Source organism: Cellulosimicrobium sp. BMG9.22, from assembly GCF_059159975.1.
In genome coordinates, this window is sequence record NZ_JBZGBY010000002.1 from 200,678 (window position 1) to 223,507 (window position 22,830).

Sequence of the window (22,830 nt, forward strand, 5' to 3'; positions counted from 1 at the left end):
AGCGCTTCTCCGGGTGAGGGTGAAGGCGGGTTGCAGCAGAGCCGACCCGCACGCGTCAGGCACCGGCCCGCTTTTCTCGGGGCCGTACCCGAGCCTGACCCGAACGAGGAAGGCTCGCAGCCCATGCGCGTCCTCGGCGTCAACGCCCTGTTCCACGACCCCTCCGCCGCGCTCGTCGTCGACGGCCGCGTCGTCGCCGCCGCGGAGGAGGAGCGCTTCTCCCGGCGCAAGCACGGGAAGCGCCCCGTGCCGTTCGCCGCGTGGGAGCTGCCCGAGAAGGCCATGGCCTGGTGTCTCGAGGAGGGCGGGCTGCGGCCGGAGGACCTCGACGCCGTCGCCTACTCGTTCGACCCGGCGCTGGCCAAGCCGGCCGAGGAGATGGGCCTGCCCGACCTGTGGGACTGGCTGCGCGTGCAGTACGCGGAGCGCGCCCCGCAGTTCCTCGCCGCCGCGCTGCCGGGGCTGTCCCCCGCGACGGTCCGGTTCGTCCCGCACGAGGTCGCGCACGCGGCGTCGGCCGCGCTCGCCTCGCCGTTCCCCGTCGCGAGCGTCCTCTCGCTCGACGGGCGCGGCGAGCGCTCGTCGCACCTCGCCGGCCGCTACGACCACGGCCGGCTCGAGGTCCTCGCGAGCCAGGAGCTGCCGCACTCGCTCGGCCTCGTCTACGAGTCGCTCACCGAGCACCTCGGCTTCCTGCGGTCGAGCGACGAGTACAAGGTCATGGCTCTCGCCTCGTACGGCGAGCCGCGCTTCCTCGACGACCTGCGCGAGGTCCTCTTCGCGACCGACGACGGCGGCTTCGTCGCCGAGGTCCCCGACTGGACCCGCTGGGCGCCGCCCCGCACCGACGACGGCACGTGGGGCACCGAGCACGGCGGCCTCGCCGAGCACGCCGACCTCGCGGCGTCGGTCCAGGCGCGGCTCGAGGAGGTGCTCGTCGACCTCGCCACGTGGCTGCACGGGCAGACCGGGGACCGGGTGCTGGCGATGGCGGGCGGGACGGCGCTCAACTGCGTCGCGAACTCGCGCATCTGGCGCGAGTCCCCGTTCGAGGAGGTGTGGGTCCAGCCCGCGGCGGGCGACTCGGGCACGGCGCTCGGGGCGGCGCTGCAGCTCGCGGCCGAGGCGGGCGACATGGTCGAGCCGATGGGCTCGGCGGCGCTCGGCCGGGCGTGGGACGACGACGCGCTCGCCCGCTGGCTGAGGGCGGCGAAGGTCCCGTTCACCACGCCCGACGACCTGCCCCGTGAGGTCGCCCGGATCCTCGCCGACGACGGCGTCGTGGCCTGGTTCGACGGCCGCGCGGAGTTCGGCCCGCGCGCGCTCGGCCATCGCTCGCTGCTCGCGCACCCCGGCCCCGTCGAGAACCTGGAGCGCCTCAACGACGTCAAGGGCCGCGAGCAGTTCCGTCCCGTCGCCCCGATGGTGCTCCTCGAGGACGCTGCTGAGATCTTCTCCGGCGGGCCGATCCCCAGCCCGTACATGCTCTTCGTCCACGACGTCGCGCCCGCGTGGCGCGAGCGCATCGCCGCCGTCGTGCACGTCGACGGGACCGCGCGCATCCAGACGGTCGACGACTCGACGCCGCGCCTGCAGGCCATGATCCGCGCGTTCAAGGACCTGACCGGCCTGCCCGTCGTGGTCAACACGAGTCTCAACACCGCGGGCCGGCCGATGGTCGACGACCCCCGCGACGCGCTCGAGCTGTTCGGCTCCGCGCCGGTCGACGCCCTCGTCCTCGGGCCGCACCTCGTCCGGCGCCCGGACGCATTCGCCGATCCGCAGCAGGAGCGCGCATGAGCCCCGCCGACGCCGCCCGCCCGCCCGGCGCCACCGCGTTCGCCGTCGTCGTGCCGTCGATCGGCCGCCCGTCGCTGCACCGCCTGCTCGAGACGCTCGCGGCGCAGGCGCAGAGCTCGCCCCGGGCACCCGGACCGGTCGCGGTCGTCGTCGCCGACGACCGCCGCCTCGTGGTCCCTGGCCACGACGCGGGCCGCGGTCGCGCGACTCCCGACGACGGCGAGCCAGGCACGCCGCCCCCGCTCGACCTCGGTACCGCGGGTGCGCGCCTCGGCGCCCGCGTCGTCCGCACGGGCGGCCGCGGCCCGGCGGCCGCTCGCAACGCCGGCTGGCGCTCGACGTCCGCGCCCTGGGTGGTCTTCCTCGACGACGACGTCGAGCTCCCCGACGGCTGGGCGGACCTGCTCGCCGACGACCTGGCGTCGGCGGGCCCGCGGACCGGCGGCGTGCAGGGACGGCTCCACGTGCCCCTGCCCGCGGACCGGCGCCCCACCGACTGGGAGCGCGGGACCTCCGGTCTCGAGAAGGCCGCGTGGGCCACCGCCGACATGGCCTACCGGCGCGTCGCGCTCGAGCAGGTCGGCGGGTTCGACGAGCGGTTCCCACGCGCGTACCGGGAGGACGCCGACCTCGCGCTGCGCGTGCGTGACGCCGGGTGGGACCTCGTGCGCGGCACGCGCACCACCACGCACCCGGTCCGCCCGGCCGACGACGCCGTGAGCCTGCGCGTCCAGGCCGGCACCCGGGACGACGCGACGATGCGGGCGCTGCACGGCCCGGACTGGCGCGAGCGTGCCGAGACCGGCCGCGGGCGCCTGGCCTGGCACCTTGCGACCGTGGGTGCCGCGACGGTCGGCGCGGCCGGGGTTCTCGCGCGCCGCCCGCGCGTCGCCGCGCTCGGCACCGTCGCGTGGGCCGCCCTCACCGCGGACTTCCTCCGGCGTCGCCTGGTCCCGGGGCCGCGGCCGGGCGACGACGTGTTCGTGCCCGAGCTGCGCCGCATGGCGTGGACGAGCGCGGCGATCCCCTTCGCCGCCGTACGGCACCGCGTCGCCGGCACGCTCGCCGTGCGCGGCGGTCTCGAGCCCTGGCTGCCACCCCTCGCCGCGGTGCTGTTCGACCGGGACGGGACGCTCGTGCACGACGTCCCGTACAACGGCGACCCCGACGCCGTGCAGCCGGTCGACGGCGCGCGCGAGGTCCTCGACGGCCTGCGGGCGCGCGGCGTGCGCGTCGGTGTCGTGTCCAACCAGTCCGGCGTCGGGCGCGGGCTGCTCACCCGGGCCCAGGTCGACGCCGTGAACGCGCGCGTCGAGGACCTGCTCGGCCCGTTCGACACGTGGCAGGTGTGCCCGCACTCCCCCGACGACGCGTGCGCGTGCCGCAAGCCCGGCCCCGGGCTCGTGCTCGCGGCGGCGGACGCCCTCGGCGTCGAGCCGTGGCGGTGCGCGGTCGTCGGCGACATCGGCGCGGACGTCGGCGCGGCGCTCGCCGCGGGTGCGACGCCGGTCCTCGTCCCGACACACGTGACGCGCGCCGAGGAGGTCGACGCCGCACCGCACGTGGCGACCGATCTCGCCGCCGCTGTGCGCGCGCTCGAGGGCCAGCTGCCCGGCAGCGACCGGACCGCGCACGCGCGCCCTGCGGACCCCGCCGCCCCCGGCACCGAGGAGCGCGCGGCATGAGCACCGGCCTCTTCCCCGACCTCCTGGGCGACGTCCTCGCCGACGCCCGTGGTGGTGGTGCCCGAGGCGATGCTTCGGCCGACGTCCTCGCCGTGCGCCTCGACAGCGACGGCGACGTGCTGCTCACGGGACCGGCGATCCGCGCGACGGCCCACGCCGCCGCGGCCCGCGGCGGCCGGGTCGACGTGCTCGCCTCCCCCGCGGGGCGCGCCGCCGCCGGGCTCCTGCCGGGCGTCCGCGACGTCCTGGTGTTCGACGCCCCGTGGTCCGGCTTCCGGCCACCGGCCGTCGAGCGCGCCGGGGTGCTCGGCCTCGTGGACACGCTCGCCGCACGCCGCTACGCCGCCGCGGTCGTCTTCACGTCGTTCCACCAGAGCCCGCTGCCCGCCGCCCTGCTGCTGAGGCTGGCCGGCGTCGGGCACGTCACCGCCGTCAGCGAGGACTACCCGGGCTCGCTGCTCGACGTGCGCCACACCCGGCCCCCCGGGCTTCACGAGGTCGAGGCGGCGCTCGACCTCGTACGCGCCGCGGGGTTCGGGCCGCCGCCCGACGGCGATCGGCTGCGCGTCCGCGAGCCGCTCCCCGACGTGTCGGCGCTCGTCCCCGCCGGGCCGTACGTCGTCGTGCACCCCGGCGCGTCGGTGCCCGCGCGGGCCCCCGCGCCCGACCATGCGCGCGCCCTCGTCGCGGCGCTCGCGGACCGCGGGTGGGACGTCGTCGTCACGGGCGGGCCGGGCGAGACCGCGCTCGCGGCGCACGTCGCGGGCGGTCGCGCGTGGGACCTCTCCGGCCGCACGGACCTCGCCGGGCTCGCGGCCGTGCTTCACGGCGCGCGGTGCGTCGTCGTCGGCAACACGGGCCCGGCGCACCTCGCCGCCGCGGTCGGCACGCCCGTCGTCTCGCTCTTCGCCCCGGTCGTCCCGGCGGAGCGCTGGGCGCCGTGGGGCGTGCCGAGCGTCGTGCTCGGCGACCAGGACACCGCGTGCCGCGGCACGCGCGCCCGCACGTGCCCCGTCCCGGGCCACCCGTGCCTGAGCACCGTCGACCCCGGCGACGTCGCCGACGCCGTCGCCCGGCTCGCCGCACCGCCGACCGCCGGCACGGGCACCGCCCGTCCGGGCGCGCAGCGCGCCGCGGCGGCCCCGACCCTGGAGGTGGCCCCGTGAGGATCCTCGTCTGGCACGTGCACGGCTCGTGGGCGACGGCGTTCGTCGCAGGTGACCACGAGTACCTCGTCCCCGTCGTCCCCGACCGGGGCCCCGGCGGTCGCGGCCGCGCGCAGACGTGGGACTGGCCGGCGACGGCTCGCGAGGTCGCGCCCGCGGAGCTCGCCGACCTGGGCGCCGGCGGGATCGACGTCGTCGTGCTGCAGCGTCCCGAGGAGGTCGAGCTGCTGCGCCGCTGGACCGGGCTCGTCGCCGGTCGCGACGTCCCGGCGGTCTACGTCGAGCACAACGCCCCGACCGGGCACGCGGCCTCGACCCGGCACCCGCTCGCCGATCTCGACGTCGTCGAGGAGGGGCTCGTGCCGATCGTCCACGTCACCGCGTTCAACGCGCTCATGTGGGACACGGGCGACGCGCGCACGCTCGTCGTCGACCACGGCATCCCCGACCCCGGTCCGCTGTACACCGGCGAGCGCGCGAGCGTGGGCGTCGTGGTCAACGAGCCGGTGCGGCGCTGGCGCGTGGCCGGGACGGACGTGCTCGTCGAGGTGGGCCGGCACGTCCCGCTCGACGTCTACGGCATGGGCGTCGGCAAGCTCGCCGAGCACCTCGCCGGTCCCGCCGCGCCGGGCGGCCCGTCGCGCCGCCTCCCGCACGGCCTGCACGACGACGTCCCGCAGGCCACCATGCACGCCCGCCTCGCGGCGTCGCGCGCCTACCTGCACCCCTACCGCTGGACGAGCCTCGGGCTGTCCCTGCTGGAGGCGATGGCCCTCGGCATGCCGGTCCTCGCGCTGCCCACGACCGAGGCGCCCGTCGCGGTGCCCCCGACCGCGGGACTTCTCAGCTCCCGCCCCGACGAGCTCGTCGCGACCGCGCGGCGCTGGCTCGCCGACCCCGACGAGGCGCGCGAGCGCGGCCGCGCCGCGCGCGCCCACGTCCTCGAGCACTACTCCCACGCCGCGTTCCTGCGGCGCTGGAACTCGGTCCTGACGGAGGTGACCTCATGAAGATCGCGATGATCTCCGAGCACGCCAGCCCCCTCGCCGCGCTCGGCGGCGTCGACGCCGGCGGGCAGAACGTGCACGTCGCGTCGCTCGCGACCCGGCTCGGAGCCCAGGGTCACCGGGTGGAGGTGTTCACGCGCCGCGACGACGCCTCGCTGCCCGAACGGGTCCCGCTCGCGCGCGGGGTCACCGTCGTCCACGTCGACGCGGGCCCGCCCGTCCCGGTGCCGAAGGACGACCTGCTCCCCCACATGGACGCGTTCGGCGCGGAGCTGCTACGACGCTGGATCGAGCCCGGCACGCGCCCGGACGTCGTGCACGCGCACTTCTGGATGTCCGGGATCGCCGGTCTCCTGTCCGCGCCGCCGCTCGGCGTGCCGCTCGTCCAGACCTTCCACGCCCTGGGGTCGGTCAAACGACGTCACCAGGGCGCGCAGGACACGAGCCCGGCCGAGCGCATCGCCCGCGAGCGCCTGCTGTGCCGCGCCGTCGACCGGATCGTCGCGACGTGCGCGGACGAGGTCGCGGAGCTCGTGGCGCTGGGCGCGGACCCCGACCGGATCGACGTCGTGCCGTGCGGCGTGGACATCGGCCGGTTCCTGCCCGACCAGTACCGCTCGGGCCACCTGCACCGGGATCCGGGCGCGCTGCGGCTGCTCTCGGTCGGGCGCCTCGTCGAGCGCAAGGGCGTGGACACGGTCATCGAGGCGCTGGCGGAGCTGCCGGGAGCCGAGCTCGTCGTCGCCGGCGGCCCGGCGGCCGACCGGCTCGACGACGACCCCGAGGTGCACCGTCTGCGCGAGGTCGCCGAGCTCTCCGGCGTGGCGGACCGCGTCCGGTTCGTCGGCAGCGTCACCCAGGTCCAGGTGCGCGACCTCATGCACGCGGCCGACGCGGTGGTGTGCGACCCCTGGTACGAGCCGTTCGGGATCGTCCCGCTCGAGGCCGCGGCGTGCGGGCGCCCCGTCGTGGGGGCCGCCGTCGGCGGGCTGCTCGACTCCGTCGCGGACGGGCGCACGGGACTGCTCGTGCCGCCGCGCGACGCGGCCGCGCTCGCGGCGGCGCTGCGCCGCTTGGCCGACGACCCGGCGCTCGGCGAGCGTCTCGGGTCGGCGGCGCGCGTCCGGGCCGAGCGCCTCTACGGCTGGACCACGGTCGCGGCGCGCACGCTCGAGTCGTACGAGCAGGTCGTCGCCGGGTCCCGCAGGACCCGTCGGCCCGAGCGCTCGCGCCTGGGCGACCCGACGGAGCGCGTCGTGCCCGCCGCGGGCCGCACCTCCCTGCGGGCGGTGAGCGCCCCGTGAGCGCCGCGCACGAGCCGACCCCGGCGCCACAGCAGGCCGCGCGGCGCTGGCTCGCCGCGCACGCCGACGACCTCCATCAGGGCCTCGACCTCCTCGTCGCGGAGGCCGCGCGGATCGACGCGTGGGGCGAGCGCCTCGCCGACACCGTCCTCGCGGGCGGGAGGCTGCTCGTCGCGGGCAACGGGGGCAGCGCCGCCGAGGCGCAGCACCTCACGGCCGAGCTCGTCGGGCGGTTCGACGGCGAGCGCACGCCCCTGTCCGCGATCAGCCTCCACGCGGAGACCTCCAGCCTCACCGCGATCGTCAACGACTACGGCGTCGGCGAGATGTACGCGCGGCAGGTGAGCGCGCACGGGCGGGCCGGCGACGTGCTCGTGCTGCTGTCGACGTCGGGCGAGAGCGAGAACGTCGTCGCGGCGGCGCACCGGGCGCGCGAGCTCGGGATCACGACGTGGGCCCTCACCGGCCCCCGGGACTCCTCGCTCGCCGCGGCGTGCGACGACGTGCTCGCCCTGCGCGGAGCGTCGACCTCGTCCGTCCAGGAGCTGCACCTCGTGGTCGTGCACGCCCTGTGCGCCGCGCTCGACGCGCACGTGCGCCACCGCGAGTCCGTCGCCGGCTCACGGGACACCGCGGCTGCGCAGAGTGCCGGGGGGACGCAAGGTTCCGGAGGGACGCAGCACGCCGCGGTGGCGCAGGGCGCCGGCGGCGAGCGCCCGGACCGGCCGAGCGTCGTGGTCGTCGGCGACGTCCTGCTCGACCGCGACGTCGACGGCCAGGTGACGCGCTTCTCCCCCGACGGTCCCGTGCCGGTGGTCGACACCCTCGGCGTGCGGCGCAGTCCCGGCGGGGCGGGCCTCACGGCGCTCCTCACGTCCGACGCCGCGCACGTCCGGCTCGTCGCCCCCTTCGGTGACGACGACGCGGGCGCCGAGCTGCGCGCGCTGCTGCGGGCCCACGTCGACGTCGTCGCCCTGCCGCAGGTCGGCACGACGCGCCGCAAGACTCGCGTCCGCTCGGGCGGCCAGACCGTGGTGCGCGTGGACGACGGCGGCCCCGCCCGGCCCGGCGAGATCCCCGGGCGTGCCGTCGACGCGGCGCTGGCAGGGGCGGACGTCGTGCTCGTGTCCGACTACGGGGCCGGCACGACGCACGCCGGGCCGGTGCGCGACGCCCTCGCGCGCGCGGCCCGGAGCGGGGTCGTCGTCTGGGACCCGCACCCGCGCGGCGGCACCCCGGTGCCGGGCACGACGCTCGTCACGCCCAACCTCGCCGAGGCGCTCGACGCCGCCGAGACGCTCGGGCTCGACGTGACGCCCGACGACCCGGGCGGTCTCGCCCAGGCGCTCGCGCGCGCGTGGGAGGTCGGGGCCGTGTGCGTCACGGCGGGTGACCGCGGGGCGTTCGTGGCGCGACCCACCGGCGAGCCCGCGTACGTGCCGGCCACCGCCGTGCCCGGCGACCCGTGCGGCGCGGGCGACCGGTTCGCGTCGTCCGTCGCTCCCGGCCTCGCCCGCGGGGCGGACCTGGTCGACGCCGTCGTGCGCGCCGTGCGGGCGGCGTCCGAGTGGGTCGCGACCGGGGGCGCGGAGGGCTACCGCCGGCGCGCCGACGCCGTGGCGCCCGGTTCCGGGACGGCCGGCCCCCCGGCGTCGGTCCCGCCGTCCGACGACAGGGACCGCTCGGCCACGCCCGACGAGGTCGGCGCGCGGCTTCGTGCGCTCGGCGGCACGGTCGTCGCGACGGGGGGCTGCTTCGACATCCTGCACGCGGGGCACGTGTCCACGCTCGAGGCGGCCGCCCGGCTCGGCGACCACCTGGTCGTCCTGCTCAACGGCGACGCATCGGTGCGCCGCCTCAAGGGGCCCGAGCGCCCCGTCGTCGGTCAGGCCGACCGCGCCCGCGTCCTGTCGGCGCTCGACTGCGTGTCCGCGGTCGTCGTCTTCGACGAGGACGACCCCCGGGAGGCCCTCGACCGGCTGCGCCCCGACGTCTGGGCGAAGGGCGGCGACTACACGGAGGAGTCGCTGCCCGAGGCGGAGGTCGTGCGCCGCCACGGCGGCCGCGTCGTCGTCCTGCCCTACGTCGACGGACGCTCCACCACCTCGATCCTCGAGCGCTCGGGCCGCTTCGCGCCCGACGCACCGACCCTGACGGAGGAGACCACCGCATGAGCCCGACCACCCCCACCACGCCCGCCACCCCGACCGGTCCGTCGACCTCGTCCGGCATGTCGACCGCCCCCGTCCCCCGGGAGCTGGGCACGGTCTACGTCACCGGTGGCGCGAGCGGGCTGGGTGCCGCGCTCGTCGAGGCCGTGACCGCGGCGGGCGGCAAGCCCGTCGTGCTCGACCGGGTGGCGCCTGCGAGCGGCGTCCCGCACGCCGTCGTCGACCTGTCCGACTCGGCGGCGGCCGCGGCAGCCGTCGAGCGGCTCGCGCTGGAGGTGGGCCCGCCCGACGCGGTCGTCACCGCGGCGGGCACCGACGCCTGCGGGCGTCTCGACGAGATCGACGTCGAGACCTGGGAGCGCGTCGTGCGCGTCAACCTCTTCGGAACCGTCGCCGTGGTGCGCGCCGCGCTGCCCCACCTCGAGGAGCGCCGTGGCACGGTCGTGACCGTCGCGTCGACGCTCGGTCTCAAGGGCGTGTCCGACGCCACGGCCTACTGCGCGTCGAAGTTCGCCGTGCGCGGGTTCTCCCAGGCGCTCGCCGCCGAGCTCGCCGGGCGCGTGGGCGTGACGTGCCTCGTGCCCGGCGGCATGCGGACGGCCTTCTTCGACGGTCGGACCGAGCAGTACCGCCCCGGTCCCGACGCCGATCTCAACGACCCGCGCGCGACCGCGGCCGCGGTCGTCACCGCCCTGCGCCAGCCCGTGGGCTGCGAGATCCGCGAGATGCTCGTCATGTCCTCGGGCGAGACGTCCTGGCCGTGACAGCCGGGGCGACGGAGCCCGCACCCGACCTGCCCGGGGTCGCCGGCCAGGACGAGGGCACCGTCCTCGTGCTGCGCGCGCTCGGGCTCGGGGACGCCCTCACGGCCGTCCCCGCGCTGCGCGGCGTGCGTCGGGCCTGGCCCGGTCGACGGGTCGTGCTCGCGGCGCCCGAGGAGGTGGGCGACTGGCTCCGGGACCGCGGCCTCGTGGACGGTGTCGTCCCGACCCGCGGGCTCCAGCCGCTCGAGTGGGTCGAGGAGGCGGAGGCCGTCACCGGCGCGCCGCCCGCCGGGCACGTCGCCGTGAACCTGCACGGCAGCGGTCCCGAGAGCCACCGGCTGCTCCTCGACACCGCACCCGAGCGGCTCGTCTCGTTCGCGTCGGCCGCTGCCGGGGTGGACGGGCCGGCGTGGGACCCCGCGGAGCACGAGGTCGACCGGTGGTGCCGGCTCGTGACCTCGGCGGGCGGCGCGTGCTCGCGGGACGACCTGCGGCTCGACCCGCCGTCGGCGCGCGGCCGGCACGTCGTCGTCCACCCCGGCGCGGCCTCCGGGTCCCGCCGCTGGCCTCCCGAACGCTTCGCCGCGGTGGTGCGCTCGATCGCCGACGCCGGCTCGGACGTCGTCGTGACCGGCGGGCCGGGCGAGACGGCGCTCTGCGCGCGCGTGGCCGCGGACGCCGTCGCGACGCCCGCCGGAGTCCACCACGGGGACGTCGCGGACCGGCCGTCCGCCGGGTCCGTGACCGACGCGTCGGGCACGCTCGACCTGCCGGCGCTCGCCGACGTCGTCGCCACCGCCCGGCTCCTCGTGTGCGGGGACACGGGCGTCGCGCACCTCGCCACGGCGTTCGCGACGCCGTCCGTCGTCCTCTTCGGCCCGACACCGCCCGCACTGTGGGGGCCGGCGATCGACCCGGAGCTGCACGTCGTGCTCTGGCGCGGCGGCGACCCGGGCGGGTATCACCGCGGCGATCCCCACGCCACGGAGGTGGACCCCGCGCTGGTACGGCTCACGGCGGACGAGGTCGTCGAGGCCGCGTCGGTGCTCCTGTCCGGGCGCGCAACGACGCGAGAGAACGCCCGAGGGCGGGGCAGGGTTCGACCTGCCCACGCGTCATAGCCCCTCGGCGTCGATCGTCATGTCGGACGAGGCGACGACGCCGCGCACGCAGCAGTCGCGTCGTCCGCGTTCCTGACGCCCACTGTCGCGTCCACCGTCGATCTGACGGACCGGCTCCCCGTCGAGCTGATCGTCCGCTCCTCCACGACCGTCCCCCGGAACGCGGCCGTCTCCGGCGACGCCCCGGCGCGCAAGACGGGACCGCAGGCAGTGCCGTGCCTCCGCGGTCGAACTATGACTTCAGATTTCGAATTAATAACGGTCTGTTGACTTTGAGACGCGAATCCAAGATGCTCGGACCGCGTGGTCGTCGATGACCGCGGTGCGGCACAGGCCGCAACTCGACGATGAGTGAAGGAGCGCGACGATGCGACGTGTGACCAGGGCCCGTTGGGGCGTGGCCGCGGCAAGCTCGATGCTGGTGCTGGCACTTGCCGCCTGCAGCGGCGAAGGCGCCGGGGGCGGAGGATCGGAGACCGATGGCGTCGAGAACGCCGAGGACGTGACGGTCGGAGTGGCGATGCCGACCGAGACGTCCGAGCGGTGGATCGCCGACGGCGACGCCGTCAAGAGTGGGCTCGAGGGGCTCGGCTACGAGGTCGACCTGCAGTTCGCAGGTGACGACATCCCGACCCAGACCCAGCAGATCGACTCGATGATCACAGGCGGTGTCGACGTCCTCATCATCGCCTCGATCGACGGGACAGCGCTCACGAGCCAGCTCGACGCCGCCGCGGCCGCCGGAATCCCGGTGATCGCGTACGACAGGCTCATCCGGGACAGCGAGAACGTCGACTTCTACGTGACGTTCGACAACTACGCGGTGGGCGTCGCCCAGGCGACCGCACTCCTCACGGGTCTCGGCATCACGGCCCGTACCGGCGAGCCGACGGGCGAGGCCGTGGGTCCGTACAACATCGAGCTGTTCGCAGGTTCGCCCGACGACAACAACGCCGGATTCTTCTTCGACGGTGCGATGGACACGCTCGAGCCGTACCTCGCTGACGGCACACTCGTCGTCCCGTCCGGCCAGACCGAGTTCGACCAGGTCGCGACGTTGCGCTGGCTGCAGGAGACCGCACAGAAGCGGATGGAGGACCTGCTGACGTCGACGTACTCCGACGGGACCGAGCTGCACGGGGTGCTCTCGCCGTTCGACGGGCTCTCGCGCGGCATCATCACGGCGCTGCAGGGGGTGGGGATGGGCCCGACTCTCGACGACGGCCTTCCCGTGGTGACGGGTCAGGACGCCGAGATCGCCTCGGTCAAGCTGATCAACGACGGTGTGCAGTCGTCGACGATCTTCAAGGACACGCGCAAGCTCGCCGACCGGGCCGTCGTGGTGACGCAGGCGTTCGTCGAGGGCGAAGAGCCCGAGGCGAACGACACCGATACGTACGACAACGGAGTGAAGGTCGTCCCGTCCTACCTCCTGCCGTCCGACACCGTGTTCGCCGAGGACATCGGTCCGCTCCTGATCGACTCGGAGTACTACACGCAGGAAGAGGTCGACGCAGGCGTCGCCGACTGACCTCATTCCTCGACGGGCCCGGCGCAGCCATGCGCCGGGCCCGTCCCCCACCGAGCAAGGAGCGCTCATGAGCGATCACATCCTCGAGATGCGATCCATCACCAAAGAGTTTCCTGGCGTCAAGGCTCTGGAGTCGGTCGACCTCTCGATCCTGAGCGGCGAGATCCACGCGATCTGCGGCGAGAACGGCGCCGGCAAGTCCACGTTGATGAAGGTGCTGTCCGGCGTCTACCCGCACGGCTCCTATGACGGAGAGATCCTCCTCGACGGCAGGCCCGTGCATTTCGGGTCCATCAACGACTCCGAGGCCGAAGGCATCGTCATCATCCACCAGGAGCTCGCCCTCGTGCCCCACCTGTCGGTCGCGGAGAACATCTTCCTCGGCAACGAGACGCGCGGTGCACTCGGCCTCATCGACTGGAATCGCGCGAACCACGACGCCACCGTGCTCCTCGAGCGGATCGGGCTGCACGAGAACCCCACCACGCCGATCGGCCAGCTGGGTGTCGGAAAGCAGCAGCTCGTCGAGATCGCGAAGGCGCTCTCGAAGAAGGTGCGCCTGCTGATCCTCGACGAGCCGACCGCGGCGCTCAACGACAACGACTCCGAGCATCTGCTCGGCCTGCTGCGTCAGCTCCAGGCCGAGGGAATCACGTGCATCATCATCTCGCACAAGCTGAACGAGGTCGCCGAGATCGCCGATCGCACGACGATCATCCGCGACGGGCGGACGGTCGAGACGATGGACATGGCGGATCCGTCGGCCACCCAGAACCGGATCATCCGCGGCATGGTCGGGCGCGACCTCAGCCAGCGATTCCCCGAGCGCGAGCCGCGGATCGGCGAGGAAGTGCTGCGGATCGAGAACTGGACCGTCCTGCACCCGACCCAGGCAGGTAGACGTGTTATCGACGGCGCGAGCCTCGACGTGCGATCAGGTGAGGTCGTCGGGATCGCCGGCCTCATGGGCGCCGGGCGCACCGAGCTCGCGATGAGCATCTTCGGTCAGACCTACGGTCGCAAGATCGACGGACGCATCTACCTCCGCGGCAAGGAGGTGCAGACCCGCACCGTGGCGGAAGCGATCGAGAACGGGATCGCCTACGCGACAGAGGACCGCAAGACCTACGGGCTCAACCTGATCGACGACGTGCGCCACAACATCTCAGCGGCGGGCCTCGGCAAGCTCGCACGGCGCGGCTGGATCAACGACAACGAGGAGCTGGAGGTCGCCGACCGGTTCCGGCAGGATCTCAACATCAAGACGCCCACGGTCATGTCGCTGGTCGGGCAGCTCTCGGGCGGGAACCAGCAGAAGGTCGTGCTGTCCAAGTGGCTCTACACCGACCCCGATCTGCTCATCCTCGACGAGCCGACGCGAGGCATCGACGTCGGTGCCAAGTACGAGATCTACGTGCTCATCAATCAGATCGTCGCGTCCGGGCGGTCCGTCGTCGTCATCTCGTCCGAGCTTCCTGAGCTCCTCGGCATCTGTGACCGCATCTACACCCTCTCCGCGGGCCGGATCACCGGTCAGATGCGCGCGTCGGAGGCGACCCAGGAGAACCTCATGAAGCTCATGACCCTCGACCGGCCGGACATCCTCGACGACGACGACGTCCCCGTCGCCGGAGAGCCGGCGAACGACACAGCGAAGGAAGGCGTCGAATGACCGCCATGGCCGGACTCCGGGAGATGGCGAGCAGGAACCTGCGGCAGAGCGGCATCGTCGTCGCGTTCGTCGCGATCGTGGTCCTGTTCTCCGTGCTGAACCAGAACTTCCTCAGCCCCGGGAACCTCACGAACATCGTCCTGCAGTACTCCTACATCCTCATCCTCGCGATCGGGATGCTCATGGTCATCGTGGCCGGGCACATCGACCTCTCGGTCGGTTCGGTCGTCGCACTCACGGGCGCGGTGTCGGCGGTGCTCGTCATCCGGAACGGCCTGCCGTGGTGGGTGGGCGTCCTTGCTGCGCTCGTCGTCGGCCTGCTCGTCGGCGTGTGGCAGGGCTTCTGGGTCGCCTACGTCGGCATTCCAGGATTCATCGTCACCCTCGCCGGCATGCTCCTGTTCCGCGGGTTGACCTACCAGGTGCTCCAGAACGTCTCGCTCTCCCCGTTCGGCGGGCAGTACTACAACATTGCCAACGGGTTCCAGAACGGTCTTCTCGGCGGGAACGGGATCGACGTCTTCACGCTCGTGATCTTCGCCGTCGCCGTGGCGGGTTACGCCGTGAGCCAGTGGCGTTCACGACGAGGAAAGATTGCGTACAGGCAGGCGGTCGAGACGATGCCGCTGTTCGTCCTGAAGATCGCGGCCGTGGCGGTGATCGTGATGTGGTTCGGCTACCAGCTCGCCCAGAGCCGCGGCCTGCCGAACATCCTCATCCTCCTCGCTGTGCTCATCATCGTGTACTCGCTCGTCATGCAGAAAACTGTGTTTGGGCGCCACGTCTACGCGATCGGCGGCAACCTCAACGCGGCACAGCTGTCGGGCGTCAAGGTGCGTCGCGTCAACTTCTGGGTGTTCATCAACATGGGCGTGCTCGCGTCGGTCGCCGGCATCGTCTACTCCTCGCGCATGAACGGTGCGCAGCCCAGTGCCGGCAACATGTTCGAGCTCGACGCGATCGCCGCGTGCTTCATCGGCGGCGCGTCCACGACCGGCGGCGTCGGCCGGATCACCGGCGCCATGGTCGGCGGTCTCATCATGGCCGTCATGTCGAACGGCATGCAGCTTATGGGGGTCCCGCAGTCGACGCAGCAGGTCGTCAAGGGCCTCGTGCTCCTGCTTGCGGTCGCGTTCGACGTCTACAACAAGCGTCGGGTGTCCGCACTGCGCTGACCGCAGCTCCCGCTGCCAGGCTCGCTCGCACCCGCTCTTCGGGGTGTGATCGAGCGGTCCGACTAGACTCCGAGCGTGAGAGGACAGCGTTCTATGTCTGGCTCGCAGTCCTCGTTGCGCGAAGCCAACCGCGCCGTACTGCTCGACGCCGTCAAGCAGTACGGAAGCCTGACCCAGGTGGAGTTGACCGGGGCGACGGGCCTTTCCGCGGCGACCGTCTCGACGATCGTCAAGGAGCTCGTCGCCGCCAACCTCGTCGAGGTTCGCAGCACGACGCGATCAGGGCGGCGCGCCCAGCTCGTGACTCTGGCGAACAGACTGGGCCTCGTCGCCGGGGTGGAGATCGGGATCCGGCAGCTTCGTGTGGCGATCGCGGACGCGTCGCACGAGGTCCTCGCTGAGCAGTCGCTCCCGCTCCCGTACGAGCACCGTGCCGACACGACGCTCGACCGGGCCGCGCTCCTGATCGTGGAGCTCCTCGAACGCCTCGGCCGTACGCTCGACGAGGTGGTGGGCGTCGGCGTCGGGGTACCCGCCCCTGTCGACTCCGACTCGGGGATGGTCACCGTGCGCGGAGTGTTTCGAGGATGGGACGACCTTCCGATCGCGCAGGTGCTCGGCAAGCGCATCGCACGACCGGTCTTCGTCGGCAACGATGCCAATCTCGGAGCACTCGCCGAGAGTACGGCCGGCGCCGCAAGAGACTGCTATGACTCCCTCTACGTGCGCGTGTCCCACGGCACCGGTGCGGGCATCCTGCTGGGCGGCCGGATTCTGGCCGGACCGAGCGGTACCGCGGGCGAGATCGGCCACGTGATCGTCGACCCGAGCGGCGACGTGTGCCGGTGCGGGAGCCGCGGCTGTCTCGACACGGTGGTGGGGGGCCAGGCGTTCCTCGAACCGCTGCGCGCGAGTCACGGACAGATGACCCTGCGCGACGTCGTCTCTCGCGCCAGGCAAGGGGACCCCGGGTGCGTCCGCGTCGTCGCCGACGCTGGTGCGGTCATCGGGCGGGTCGTCGCCGATCTCGCGACGGCGATCACGCCGCAGCGGATCGTCGTCGGTGGCGAGCTCGCGGAGACAGGGGCCGTCCTGCTCGACCCGGTACGGGAAGCGGTGCGTCGTCGTGCGCTGCTGAGCGTTCCTGTTCCGGTCGAAGTCGTCGGTGCAGCGCTCGGCTCACGCGCCGAGATCGTCGGGGCGCTCGTCCTTGCACTCCAGTCCGCCGAGCTTCCGCTGACGCCCGGCTCGGTTTCGTCAGACGAACCCCCCGGCATCGGCGCCGCGGGTGGAAAGGGACCCTCATGAGTCACGGTGGTACGCCACTCCTGGCGTTGTACCAGATCACCAAGCGGTTCGGGGCGATCGAGGCTCTGGTCGGTTTCGACATGACAGTGCGTGCGGGCGAGGTCGTCGCGCTGGTCGGCGACAACGGAGCGGGCAAGTCCACGATCGCGAAGATCGTCGCAGGCGTCCTTGCGCCCGACTCGGGCCTCATCGAGATCGACGGCATACCTGTCAGCATTCCGTCGGCGGCGACAGCCAACGAGCTCGGGGTGGCGACGGTGTTCCAGGACCTCGCGCTGGCGGAGAACCTCGACGTCGCGCAGAACATCTTTCTCGGGCGCGAGCTGCGGAGCCGCCACGGAATGCTGCGCGACATGGAGATGGAACGGGTCACACGCGACATCCTGCAGATTCTCACCGTGCGCATCCCTTCGGTACGGACTCCGTTGCGCAACCTGTCGGGCGGACAACGCCAGGCGGTAGCCATCGCACGCACACTTGTCGGTAGTCCGCGCATCGTGATTCTCGACGAGCCGACGGCGGCCTTGTCGGTCGCGCAGACCGCCGAGGTGCTCACCCATATCCAGCGTCTGCGAGACATGGGTCTGGGGGTGATCCTGATCAGCCACAACATGACGGACGTGCGCGCGGTGTCCGACCGGATCGAGGTCTTGCGGCACGGCCGGAACAACGGTTCGTTCGACGCGGGCACGCCGCACGAGACCATCCTCGGGGCGATCACCGGAGCACTCTGACCCTTCGGGGAGAGCGAGGGCTCCTCTGATCAGGCGATGGCCTCGCGCTCGTCTCGCGCGTGCTGTTTCGCGAACCCCGGCTCGCCCGTCGCGTGCGGCGCGGCGGCGCCGCCGTGCACCTTCCTGACGAGGCCCTGGCCGCGAGTCCTTGAGATCTCGACGGACCGTCACCGAGCAGTTTCGATCTGAGGTGATCGTGCCCGGTGATGACCGTCCCGCTCACGACACACGGCGCCGCGACGAAGCGGAGCGGCGACACCACGACAGTGAGGAGTTTCGATGTTCACGGACGAACGAAGAGAGTTGGTCCTCTCGATGCTCGCAGTCCACGGAGCTGTCTCGGTGGGCGATTTCGCACGCATGCTGAACGCTTCCGAGGTCACGGTGCGGCGCGACCTGCGCGCCCTGGAGCACGACGGACGGCTCGTCCGGCATCGCGGCGGCGCCCGGCTGAGCCGGTCGGCGATGGACGAACCCACCTATCTCGAGAAGTCGGTCGTGGCGGCGGACGAGAAGCTTGCGATCGCAGAGACGGCCGCGGATCTCCTCGAGGAGGGAGAGGTCGTCCTGCTCGGAGCAGGGACGACGACGCACGCGCTCGCGCGCCGGATCGGTCGTCGACGACTGATGATCGCCACCAACTCGTTGTTGGTCGCCGACGCGCTCTCGGCCATGCGCGTCGTCGACGTACTCCTGATCGGAGGGATCCTGCGCGCTGGGATCCGGGCGGCGATCGGTGGTGACGCTGACCGCACCGTCTCGAGGATGCGCTTCAACAGTGTGGTGCTCTCCGGTAACGGGTTGACGTCGAGCAACGGGCTGTCCACCCCGAACATGCACGTCGCGAGCTTCGATCGAGCCTCCGTGGATGCCGCTGAACGTGTGATCGTCCTTGCCGACCACACGAAGATCGGCCATGACTCCATGATCCAGACGATCCCGCCGGACCGGATCGATCTCCTGGTCACCGACAGTCGTGCGGATCGATCCCAGCTGGACGGATTCCGTAGCGCCGGTGTCGACGTCCGGGTCGCAGATCCGCAGGGGCGGACCATCGGTGATCATCCGCGCGGATGATCACGCGGTCCACCTGCGATCAATGCGGATCGTTCGTGACCTTTTGCCGGCCAGTTTCGATCAGATGATTGAATGATCGATCGCATTCCCCCTAGGGTCTGTTGCACTCGTCCCTGCGTGGACGCGACACGTTCGAAGGAGAACCGTGCGAAATCCACACCCGCGCCCTCGAGGCGCCGCATTCACCGCACTTTTCACCACAGGGATGCTCGTGGGCTCTGCATGCCTCGTCGCTGTCGCCGCACCGGCGAACGCCGCGCCGCCGGAAGGCGAGGTGTACGTCTCGGATCTCCCGTGGTTCGCCGAGTCCAACGGGTACGGGCCCGTGGAGAGGGACACCTCGAACGGCGAGTCGGCGGCCGGTGACGGTGGTCCGCTCACGATCGATGGCGTCTCCTACGGCAAGGGCGTCGGGATGCACGCCCCCGGCTCGATCTCGGTCGACCTCGCGGAGAACTGCCTCTCGTTCTCCGCGTTCGTCGGGATCGACGACGAGGTGCCCGACGGCGCCGGCACGGTGCAGTTCACGGTGCTCGGCGACGGCGCCGTGCTCGCTGACAGCGGAGTGGTGACGGGAGACGAAGCGCCGCTCGAGCTGACCGCGGACGTCACGGGCGTCCAGACGCTCGTCCTGCGGGTGGACGAGGCCACGAACGGCAAGAACGACGACCATGCCGACTGGGCAGGAGCGAAGCTGGTCTGCAACGACGACGCCCCCCAGGAGCCGGAGGTCGTGGACCGGTGGGTGACGGACGGGCCGGCCGGTTCGGAGCTCGGCGCCGAGATCACCCTGGACGCGGCCGGGCGCACGGCCCTCGAGGTCTACGACGGCGAGACGCTCGTCGCGTCGGCAGCGCGTCTGGGGCTCGTCGGCTCGGACGGCGACTTCCGTTCGGGGCTGACCTTCGTCGAGCGTAGGGACTCCGTCGTCTCGGACTCCTACTCGATGACGACGGGCAAGCAGGAGCAGCGTGGGTACACGCACAACGAGTCGGAGTTCGTGTTCGAGAACCCTGACGGCGCGCAGATCTCGTTCGTCGTGCGCACGTCCGACGACGGTGTTGCGTACCAGTACCTGCTCGACGGCGCCGGCGAGCACCGCGTGGACGACGAGTCCGGAGAGTGGCGTCTGGCGCAGGACGGCCCGGCGTGGATGCAGACGTCGTACTCACGCAACTACGAGGCCCCATGGACGACGACCACGGTCGCCGACGGCAACACGAACGGTCAGGTCGGGTTCCCGGTGCTGCTCCAGCAGGGCGACAACTACGTGCTGCTGTCCGAGTCCGACCTGCACGGTGACTACTCGGGTACGCACCTGACGCACGCCGGCGGCACGCTGAGCTACGCGTTGGAGCTCTGGCAGGGCGAACCTGTCACGTCCTCCGGTCCGCTCTCGACGCCGTGGAGGGTCGCGATCGTCGGCGGCCTCGACACGGTCGTCGAGTCCACGCTCGTGGACGACCTCGCGACGGCCAACCAGCTCGAGGACACGTCCTGGATCGCGACGGGGATCTCCAGCTGGAGCTGGCTCACGGAGCCGAGCAGCCCGCGCGACGAGGCGCGTCAGCGCGACTTCATCGACCTCGCGGCGGAGATGGGCTGGGAGTACGTGCTCCTCGACGAGGGCTGGGACGCGGCCTGGGTGCCGCGCACGGTCCGCTACGCCCACACCAAGGGTGTCGATGTCATCGCGTGGTTCCACAGCAACGACCTCCAGACGCAGGCGCAGCGCGACGAGTGGCTCCCGCGGCTCGCCTCCTGGGGCATCAGCGGCATCAAGGTCGACTTCATGGACTCCGACAGCCAGTCGATCCACCAGTGGTACGACGCCATCGCCGCAGACACGGCGAAGAACGAGCTGATGATCAACTTCCACGGTTCGTCGCTGCCGACCGGGATGCAGCGCACCTGGCCGCACATCATGAGCTACGAGGCTGTTCGTGGTGAGGAGAACTATGCCGCTGCGCCGCACAACCTGATCATCCCGTTCACCCGCAACGTGGTCGGGTCGATGGACTTCACGCCCACCGTCTTCTCGCGTGGGAGCTCCGACCACTCCAGAGCCCACGAGGTGGCCAAGGGGATCGCGTACGAATCGGGCTGGCAGCACTTCGCGGACAAGCCGGAGTCGTACGCGACCGAGCCGACCGCGACCCCGTTCCTGCAGAACATCCCGGCGCACTGGGAGGAGACCAGGCTGCTCAGCGGCACGCCGGCGGAGTCGTTGGTGCTGGGACGACAGTCCGGGGACCGGTGGTTCGTCGCCGGCATGCGCGCAGGGTCCGGCGCACCCCTCGAGCTTCCGCTCGCCGGGCTCTTGGCAAGCGGCGACGTCATCGTGGACCTCCTCGTCGACGGTGACACCGGGGACACGACGGTGGCGCAGTCCGTGCGCGCCACGACCGACGACACGTTGTCCGTCCCCACCGCGAACAACGGCGGGTTCGCCGCGGTCGTCTGCGCAGCGGAGCCCGGGAAGGAGACGTGTCTCGAGCCCGTCGAACAGGTGCCGGCCGCCAGCCTGGTGGTCGACCCTGCCGAGGTGGACGAGCTCGATCCCGAGACGCCTCTGGAGCTCAGCGCTCGGTTCACCGTCGCCGATCGCGGGGTGACCCATGTGTCCGTCACCCCGGTGGTCCCGGACGAGTGGACGCTGACGGGGTCCCCCGCGACGGCGGACGAGCTCGGTGCGGGCGACGTGCTCGACGGCGCCTGGACCATCACGGTCCCCGCCGGGAGTGCGTCAGGCACGGTCGAGATCCCGGTCCACGCGACGTATCAGGTCGGGGAGCAGGAGTACTCGGCGTGGAACCAGTCGACGGTGTGGATCGCCCCGTCGCCGATCACGGGGACGGCGTACATCTCCGACCTCGACTGGCTCGAGACCACGAACGGCTACGGTCCGGTCGAACGAGACCTCTCGAACGGGGAGAACGCAGGCTCCGACGGGCAGCCGATCACGATCGCGGGCGTGACGTACGAGAAGGGGGTCGGGATGCATGCGCCGGGCTCGCTGACCACGTGGCTGGGCGAGACCTGCACGTCGTTCGAGGCCGTCGTCGGCATCGACGACGAGGTTCTCGAGGGGTCGTCGACCGGAACGGGTTCCGTGCGTTTCCAGGTGTACGGAGACGGGCAGCTCCTCGGCGAGACAGGCGTCGTCACGAATGCCGACGGCGGGGTCCCGTTCTCCGTCGATGTGACCGGGGTCACCGAGCTGCAGCTGGTTGCGGACGAGGCGACGGACGGCAAGAACTTCGATCACGCGGACTGGGCCGAGGCTCGTGTGGTGTGTGGTGGTGGGGTGCCGGTGGTGGATGTGACGGCCGAGGTGGATGCGCGGTGTATCGCCGATCGGGTGGTGCTGGCGGTTCGGGCTCGTCACGGTGGGGACGAGCCGGTGGATCTCGTGATCGGGTCGGAGTTCGGTTCGAAGAGCGTGGCGGGGCTGGGTGCGGGGCGGAGTGCGACGCACGCGTTCTCGACGCGGGTCGGTGAGGTGTCTGCCGGTGTTGTCACGGTGTCGGCTTCGCTCGGCGGCGGGGACGGGTCCTCGGTCCTCGAGGTGCCGTACGGGGCAACGTCGTGCGTGTGAGGTCTGTGCGCGGTTCCTGGTCGGCGGTCCCGCCGGCCGGGGTTGGACGTGGTCGGGTGTGGGCACGGGAAGAACGGAGAGTCGAGTGAACGTAAGCAGCAGCTCCGGGGTGGTCCGGGTGGCGGTGGGTGTGCTGGGTGGTGCCCTGGTCGCGGGTGTCGTGGGTACGGCGGTCGCTCAGGGGGCCGAGTCCGACGGTGGTGAGGTCGAGGTCAGCGTCGAGATCGCGGAGATCGATGAGCCGGGTGTGCTGGCGTTGAGCGTCGCGGCCGGGTCGGTCGAGCTGACGGAGGAGGGTTCGTCGGGGGCGGTTCGTCAGTTCACGGGTGTCCTGCCGACGGTGACGGTGGTCGATACGCGTTCTGCGGACCAGATCGCCGAGGGTGCGTACTGGTACGTGCTCGGTTCGGCATCGGGCTTCGTCGGTGATGACGGTCAGGCGGAGATCTCGGCGGATCATCTGGGCTGGGCGCCGCTGCTGGTCGAAGGCGGGGAGTCGGGAGGCGTGGCCGAGGGTGATGAGGTCGCGACCTCGTTGGACGAGGGGCCGGGGCTGGTCGATCAGGAGCTGTTGGCCATGGCCTGGGACTCGGGCGAGATCGTCCAGGAGGGGCAGTGGTCGGCGACGGCGGACCTGTTCCTGCGCACGGCCTCAGACGTCGCTCCTGGTGGCTACACGTCCACGATCACCATCTCGCTGTTCGAGTGAACGACGGT

16 protein-coding genes are annotated in these 22,830 nt (G+C 72.4%); all 16 read left to right on the plus strand.

Going from position 1 to position 22,830, the window contains the following annotated elements; translation table 11 throughout:
• Nucleotides 1–123 precede the first annotated feature (123 nt).
• The 16 genes from AC4H2H_RS02780 to AC4H2H_RS02855 all read left to right on the plus strand — a co-directional run bounded on the left by AC4H2H_RS02780 (nucleotide 124) and on the right by AC4H2H_RS02855 (nucleotide 22,822).
• Nucleotides 124–1,800, plus strand: a complete 1,677-nt coding sequence (locus tag AC4H2H_RS02780) for a carbamoyltransferase family protein (RefSeq protein ID WP_494369285.1) — start codon at nucleotides 124–126, stop codon at nucleotides 1,798–1,800.
• On the plus strand, nucleotides 1,797–3,485 hold the full coding sequence (locus tag AC4H2H_RS02785) for an HAD-IIIA family hydrolase (RefSeq protein WP_494369286.1): 1,689 nt from the start codon (nucleotides 1,797–1,799) through the stop codon (nucleotides 3,483–3,485). Before AC4H2H_RS02780 ends, AC4H2H_RS02785 begins: the two co-directional genes overlap by 4 nt.
• On the plus strand, nucleotides 3,482–4,651 hold the full coding sequence (locus tag AC4H2H_RS02790; RefSeq protein ID WP_494369287.1) for a glycosyltransferase family 9 protein: 1,170 nt from the start codon (nucleotides 3,482–3,484) through the stop codon (nucleotides 4,649–4,651). The genes AC4H2H_RS02785 and AC4H2H_RS02790 overlap by 4 nt, the downstream gene beginning before the upstream one ends.
• Nucleotides 4,648–5,661 (plus strand): glycosyltransferase, encoded by a 1,014-nt coding sequence (locus tag AC4H2H_RS02795; protein WP_494369288.1) that lies wholly within the window; start codon nucleotides 4,648–4,650, stop codon nucleotides 5,659–5,661. The genes AC4H2H_RS02790 and AC4H2H_RS02795 overlap by 4 nt, the downstream gene beginning before the upstream one ends.
• Nucleotides 5,658–6,962, plus strand: a complete 1,305-nt coding sequence (locus tag AC4H2H_RS02800; protein WP_494369289.1) for a glycosyltransferase — start codon at nucleotides 5,658–5,660, stop codon at nucleotides 6,960–6,962. The genes AC4H2H_RS02795 and AC4H2H_RS02800 overlap by 4 nt, the downstream gene beginning before the upstream one ends.
• On the plus strand, nucleotides 6,959–9,136 hold the full coding sequence (locus AC4H2H_RS02805; protein WP_494369290.1) for a PfkB family carbohydrate kinase: 2,178 nt from the start codon (nucleotides 6,959–6,961) through the stop codon (nucleotides 9,134–9,136). Before AC4H2H_RS02800 ends, AC4H2H_RS02805 begins: the two co-directional genes overlap by 4 nt.
• A gap of 56 nt (nucleotides 9,137–9,192) precedes the next feature.
• Nucleotides 9,193–9,897, plus strand: coding sequence for an SDR family oxidoreductase (locus tag AC4H2H_RS02810; protein ID WP_494369352.1), 705 nt, complete (start codon nucleotides 9,193–9,195; stop codon nucleotides 9,895–9,897).
• On the plus strand, nucleotides 9,894–11,018 hold the full coding sequence (locus AC4H2H_RS02815) for a glycosyltransferase family 9 protein (protein WP_494369291.1): 1,125 nt from the start codon (nucleotides 9,894–9,896) through the stop codon (nucleotides 11,016–11,018). The genes AC4H2H_RS02810 and AC4H2H_RS02815 overlap by 4 nt, the downstream gene beginning before the upstream one ends.
• A 367-nt stretch (nucleotides 11,019–11,385) precedes the next feature.
• Entirely contained in the window at nucleotides 11,386–12,549 is a 1,164-nt protein-coding gene (chvE, locus tag AC4H2H_RS02820) for a multiple monosaccharide ABC transporter substrate-binding protein (RefSeq protein WP_494369292.1), read from the plus strand.
• A gap of 67 nt (nucleotides 12,550–12,616) precedes the next feature.
• Nucleotides 12,617–14,221: a multiple monosaccharide ABC transporter ATP-binding protein gene (gene mmsA / locus AC4H2H_RS02825; protein WP_494369293.1), complete on the plus strand. Its 1,605-nt coding sequence runs from the start codon at nucleotides 12,617–12,619 to the stop codon at nucleotides 14,219–14,221.
• Nucleotides 14,218–15,396, plus strand: a complete 1,179-nt coding sequence (mmsB, locus tag AC4H2H_RS02830) for a multiple monosaccharide ABC transporter permease (protein ID WP_494369294.1) — start codon at nucleotides 14,218–14,220, stop codon at nucleotides 15,394–15,396. Before mmsA ends, mmsB begins: the two co-directional genes overlap by 4 nt.
• A gap of 75 nt (nucleotides 15,397–15,471) precedes the next feature.
• Nucleotides 15,472–16,704, plus strand: a complete 1,233-nt coding sequence (locus tag AC4H2H_RS02835; protein WP_494369295.1) for an ROK family transcriptional regulator — start codon at nucleotides 15,472–15,474, stop codon at nucleotides 16,702–16,704.
• Nucleotides 16,701–17,438: an ATP-binding cassette domain-containing protein gene (locus tag AC4H2H_RS02840; protein WP_494369296.1), complete on the plus strand. Its 738-nt coding sequence runs from the start codon at nucleotides 16,701–16,703 to the stop codon at nucleotides 17,436–17,438. The genes AC4H2H_RS02835 and AC4H2H_RS02840 overlap by 4 nt, the downstream gene beginning before the upstream one ends.
• Nucleotides 17,439–17,717: 279 nt before the next feature.
• The gene (locus AC4H2H_RS02845; protein WP_494369297.1) at nucleotides 17,718–18,515 is read left to right on the plus strand and encodes a DeoR/GlpR family DNA-binding transcription regulator; all 798 of its coding nucleotides are present in this window, start codon (nucleotides 17,718–17,720) and stop codon (nucleotides 18,513–18,515) included.
• 211 nt (nucleotides 18,516–18,726) lie between these two features.
• Nucleotides 18,727–22,113 (plus strand): NPCBM/NEW2 domain-containing protein, encoded by a 3,387-nt coding sequence (locus tag AC4H2H_RS02850; protein WP_494369298.1) that lies wholly within the window; start codon nucleotides 18,727–18,729, stop codon nucleotides 22,111–22,113.
• Nucleotides 22,114–22,231: 118 nt separating this feature from the next.
• Nucleotides 22,232–22,822, plus strand: a complete 591-nt coding sequence (locus tag AC4H2H_RS02855; RefSeq protein WP_494369299.1) for a hypothetical protein — start codon at nucleotides 22,232–22,234, stop codon at nucleotides 22,820–22,822.
• Nucleotides 22,823–22,830 lie beyond the last annotated feature (8 nt).

Excerpts from the sequence above, each read along its gene's own strand:
- AC4H2H_RS02780 (WP_494369285.1), top strand. The coding sequence starts at position 124 with ATGCGCGTCCTCGGCGTCAACGCCCTGTTCCACGACCCCTCCGCCGCG.
- AC4H2H_RS02785 (WP_494369286.1), top strand. The coding sequence starts at position 1,797 with ATGAGCCCCGCCGACGCCGCCCGCCCGCCCGGCGCCACCGCGTTCGCC.
- AC4H2H_RS02790 (WP_494369287.1), top strand. The coding sequence starts at position 3,482 with ATGAGCACCGGCCTCTTCCCCGACCTCCTGGGCGACGTCCTCGCCGAC.
- AC4H2H_RS02800 (WP_494369289.1), top strand. The coding sequence starts at position 5,658 with ATGAAGATCGCGATGATCTCCGAGCACGCCAGCCCCCTCGCCGCGCTC.
- AC4H2H_RS02810 (WP_494369352.1), top strand. The coding sequence starts at position 9,193 with ATGTCGACCGCCCCCGTCCCCCGGGAGCTGGGCACGGTCTACGTCACC.
- chvE (WP_494369292.1), top strand. The coding sequence starts at position 11,386 with ATGCGACGTGTGACCAGGGCCCGTTGGGGCGTGGCCGCGGCAAGCTCG.
- mmsA (WP_494369293.1), top strand. The coding sequence starts at position 12,617 with ATGAGCGATCACATCCTCGAGATGCGATCCATCACCAAAGAGTTTCCT.
- mmsB (WP_494369294.1), top strand. The coding sequence starts at position 14,218 with ATGACCGCCATGGCCGGACTCCGGGAGATGGCGAGCAGGAACCTGCGG.
- AC4H2H_RS02840 (WP_494369296.1), top strand. The coding sequence starts at position 16,701 with ATGAGTCACGGTGGTACGCCACTCCTGGCGTTGTACCAGATCACCAAG.
- AC4H2H_RS02845 (WP_494369297.1), top strand. The coding sequence starts at position 17,718 with ATGTTCACGGACGAACGAAGAGAGTTGGTCCTCTCGATGCTCGCAGTC.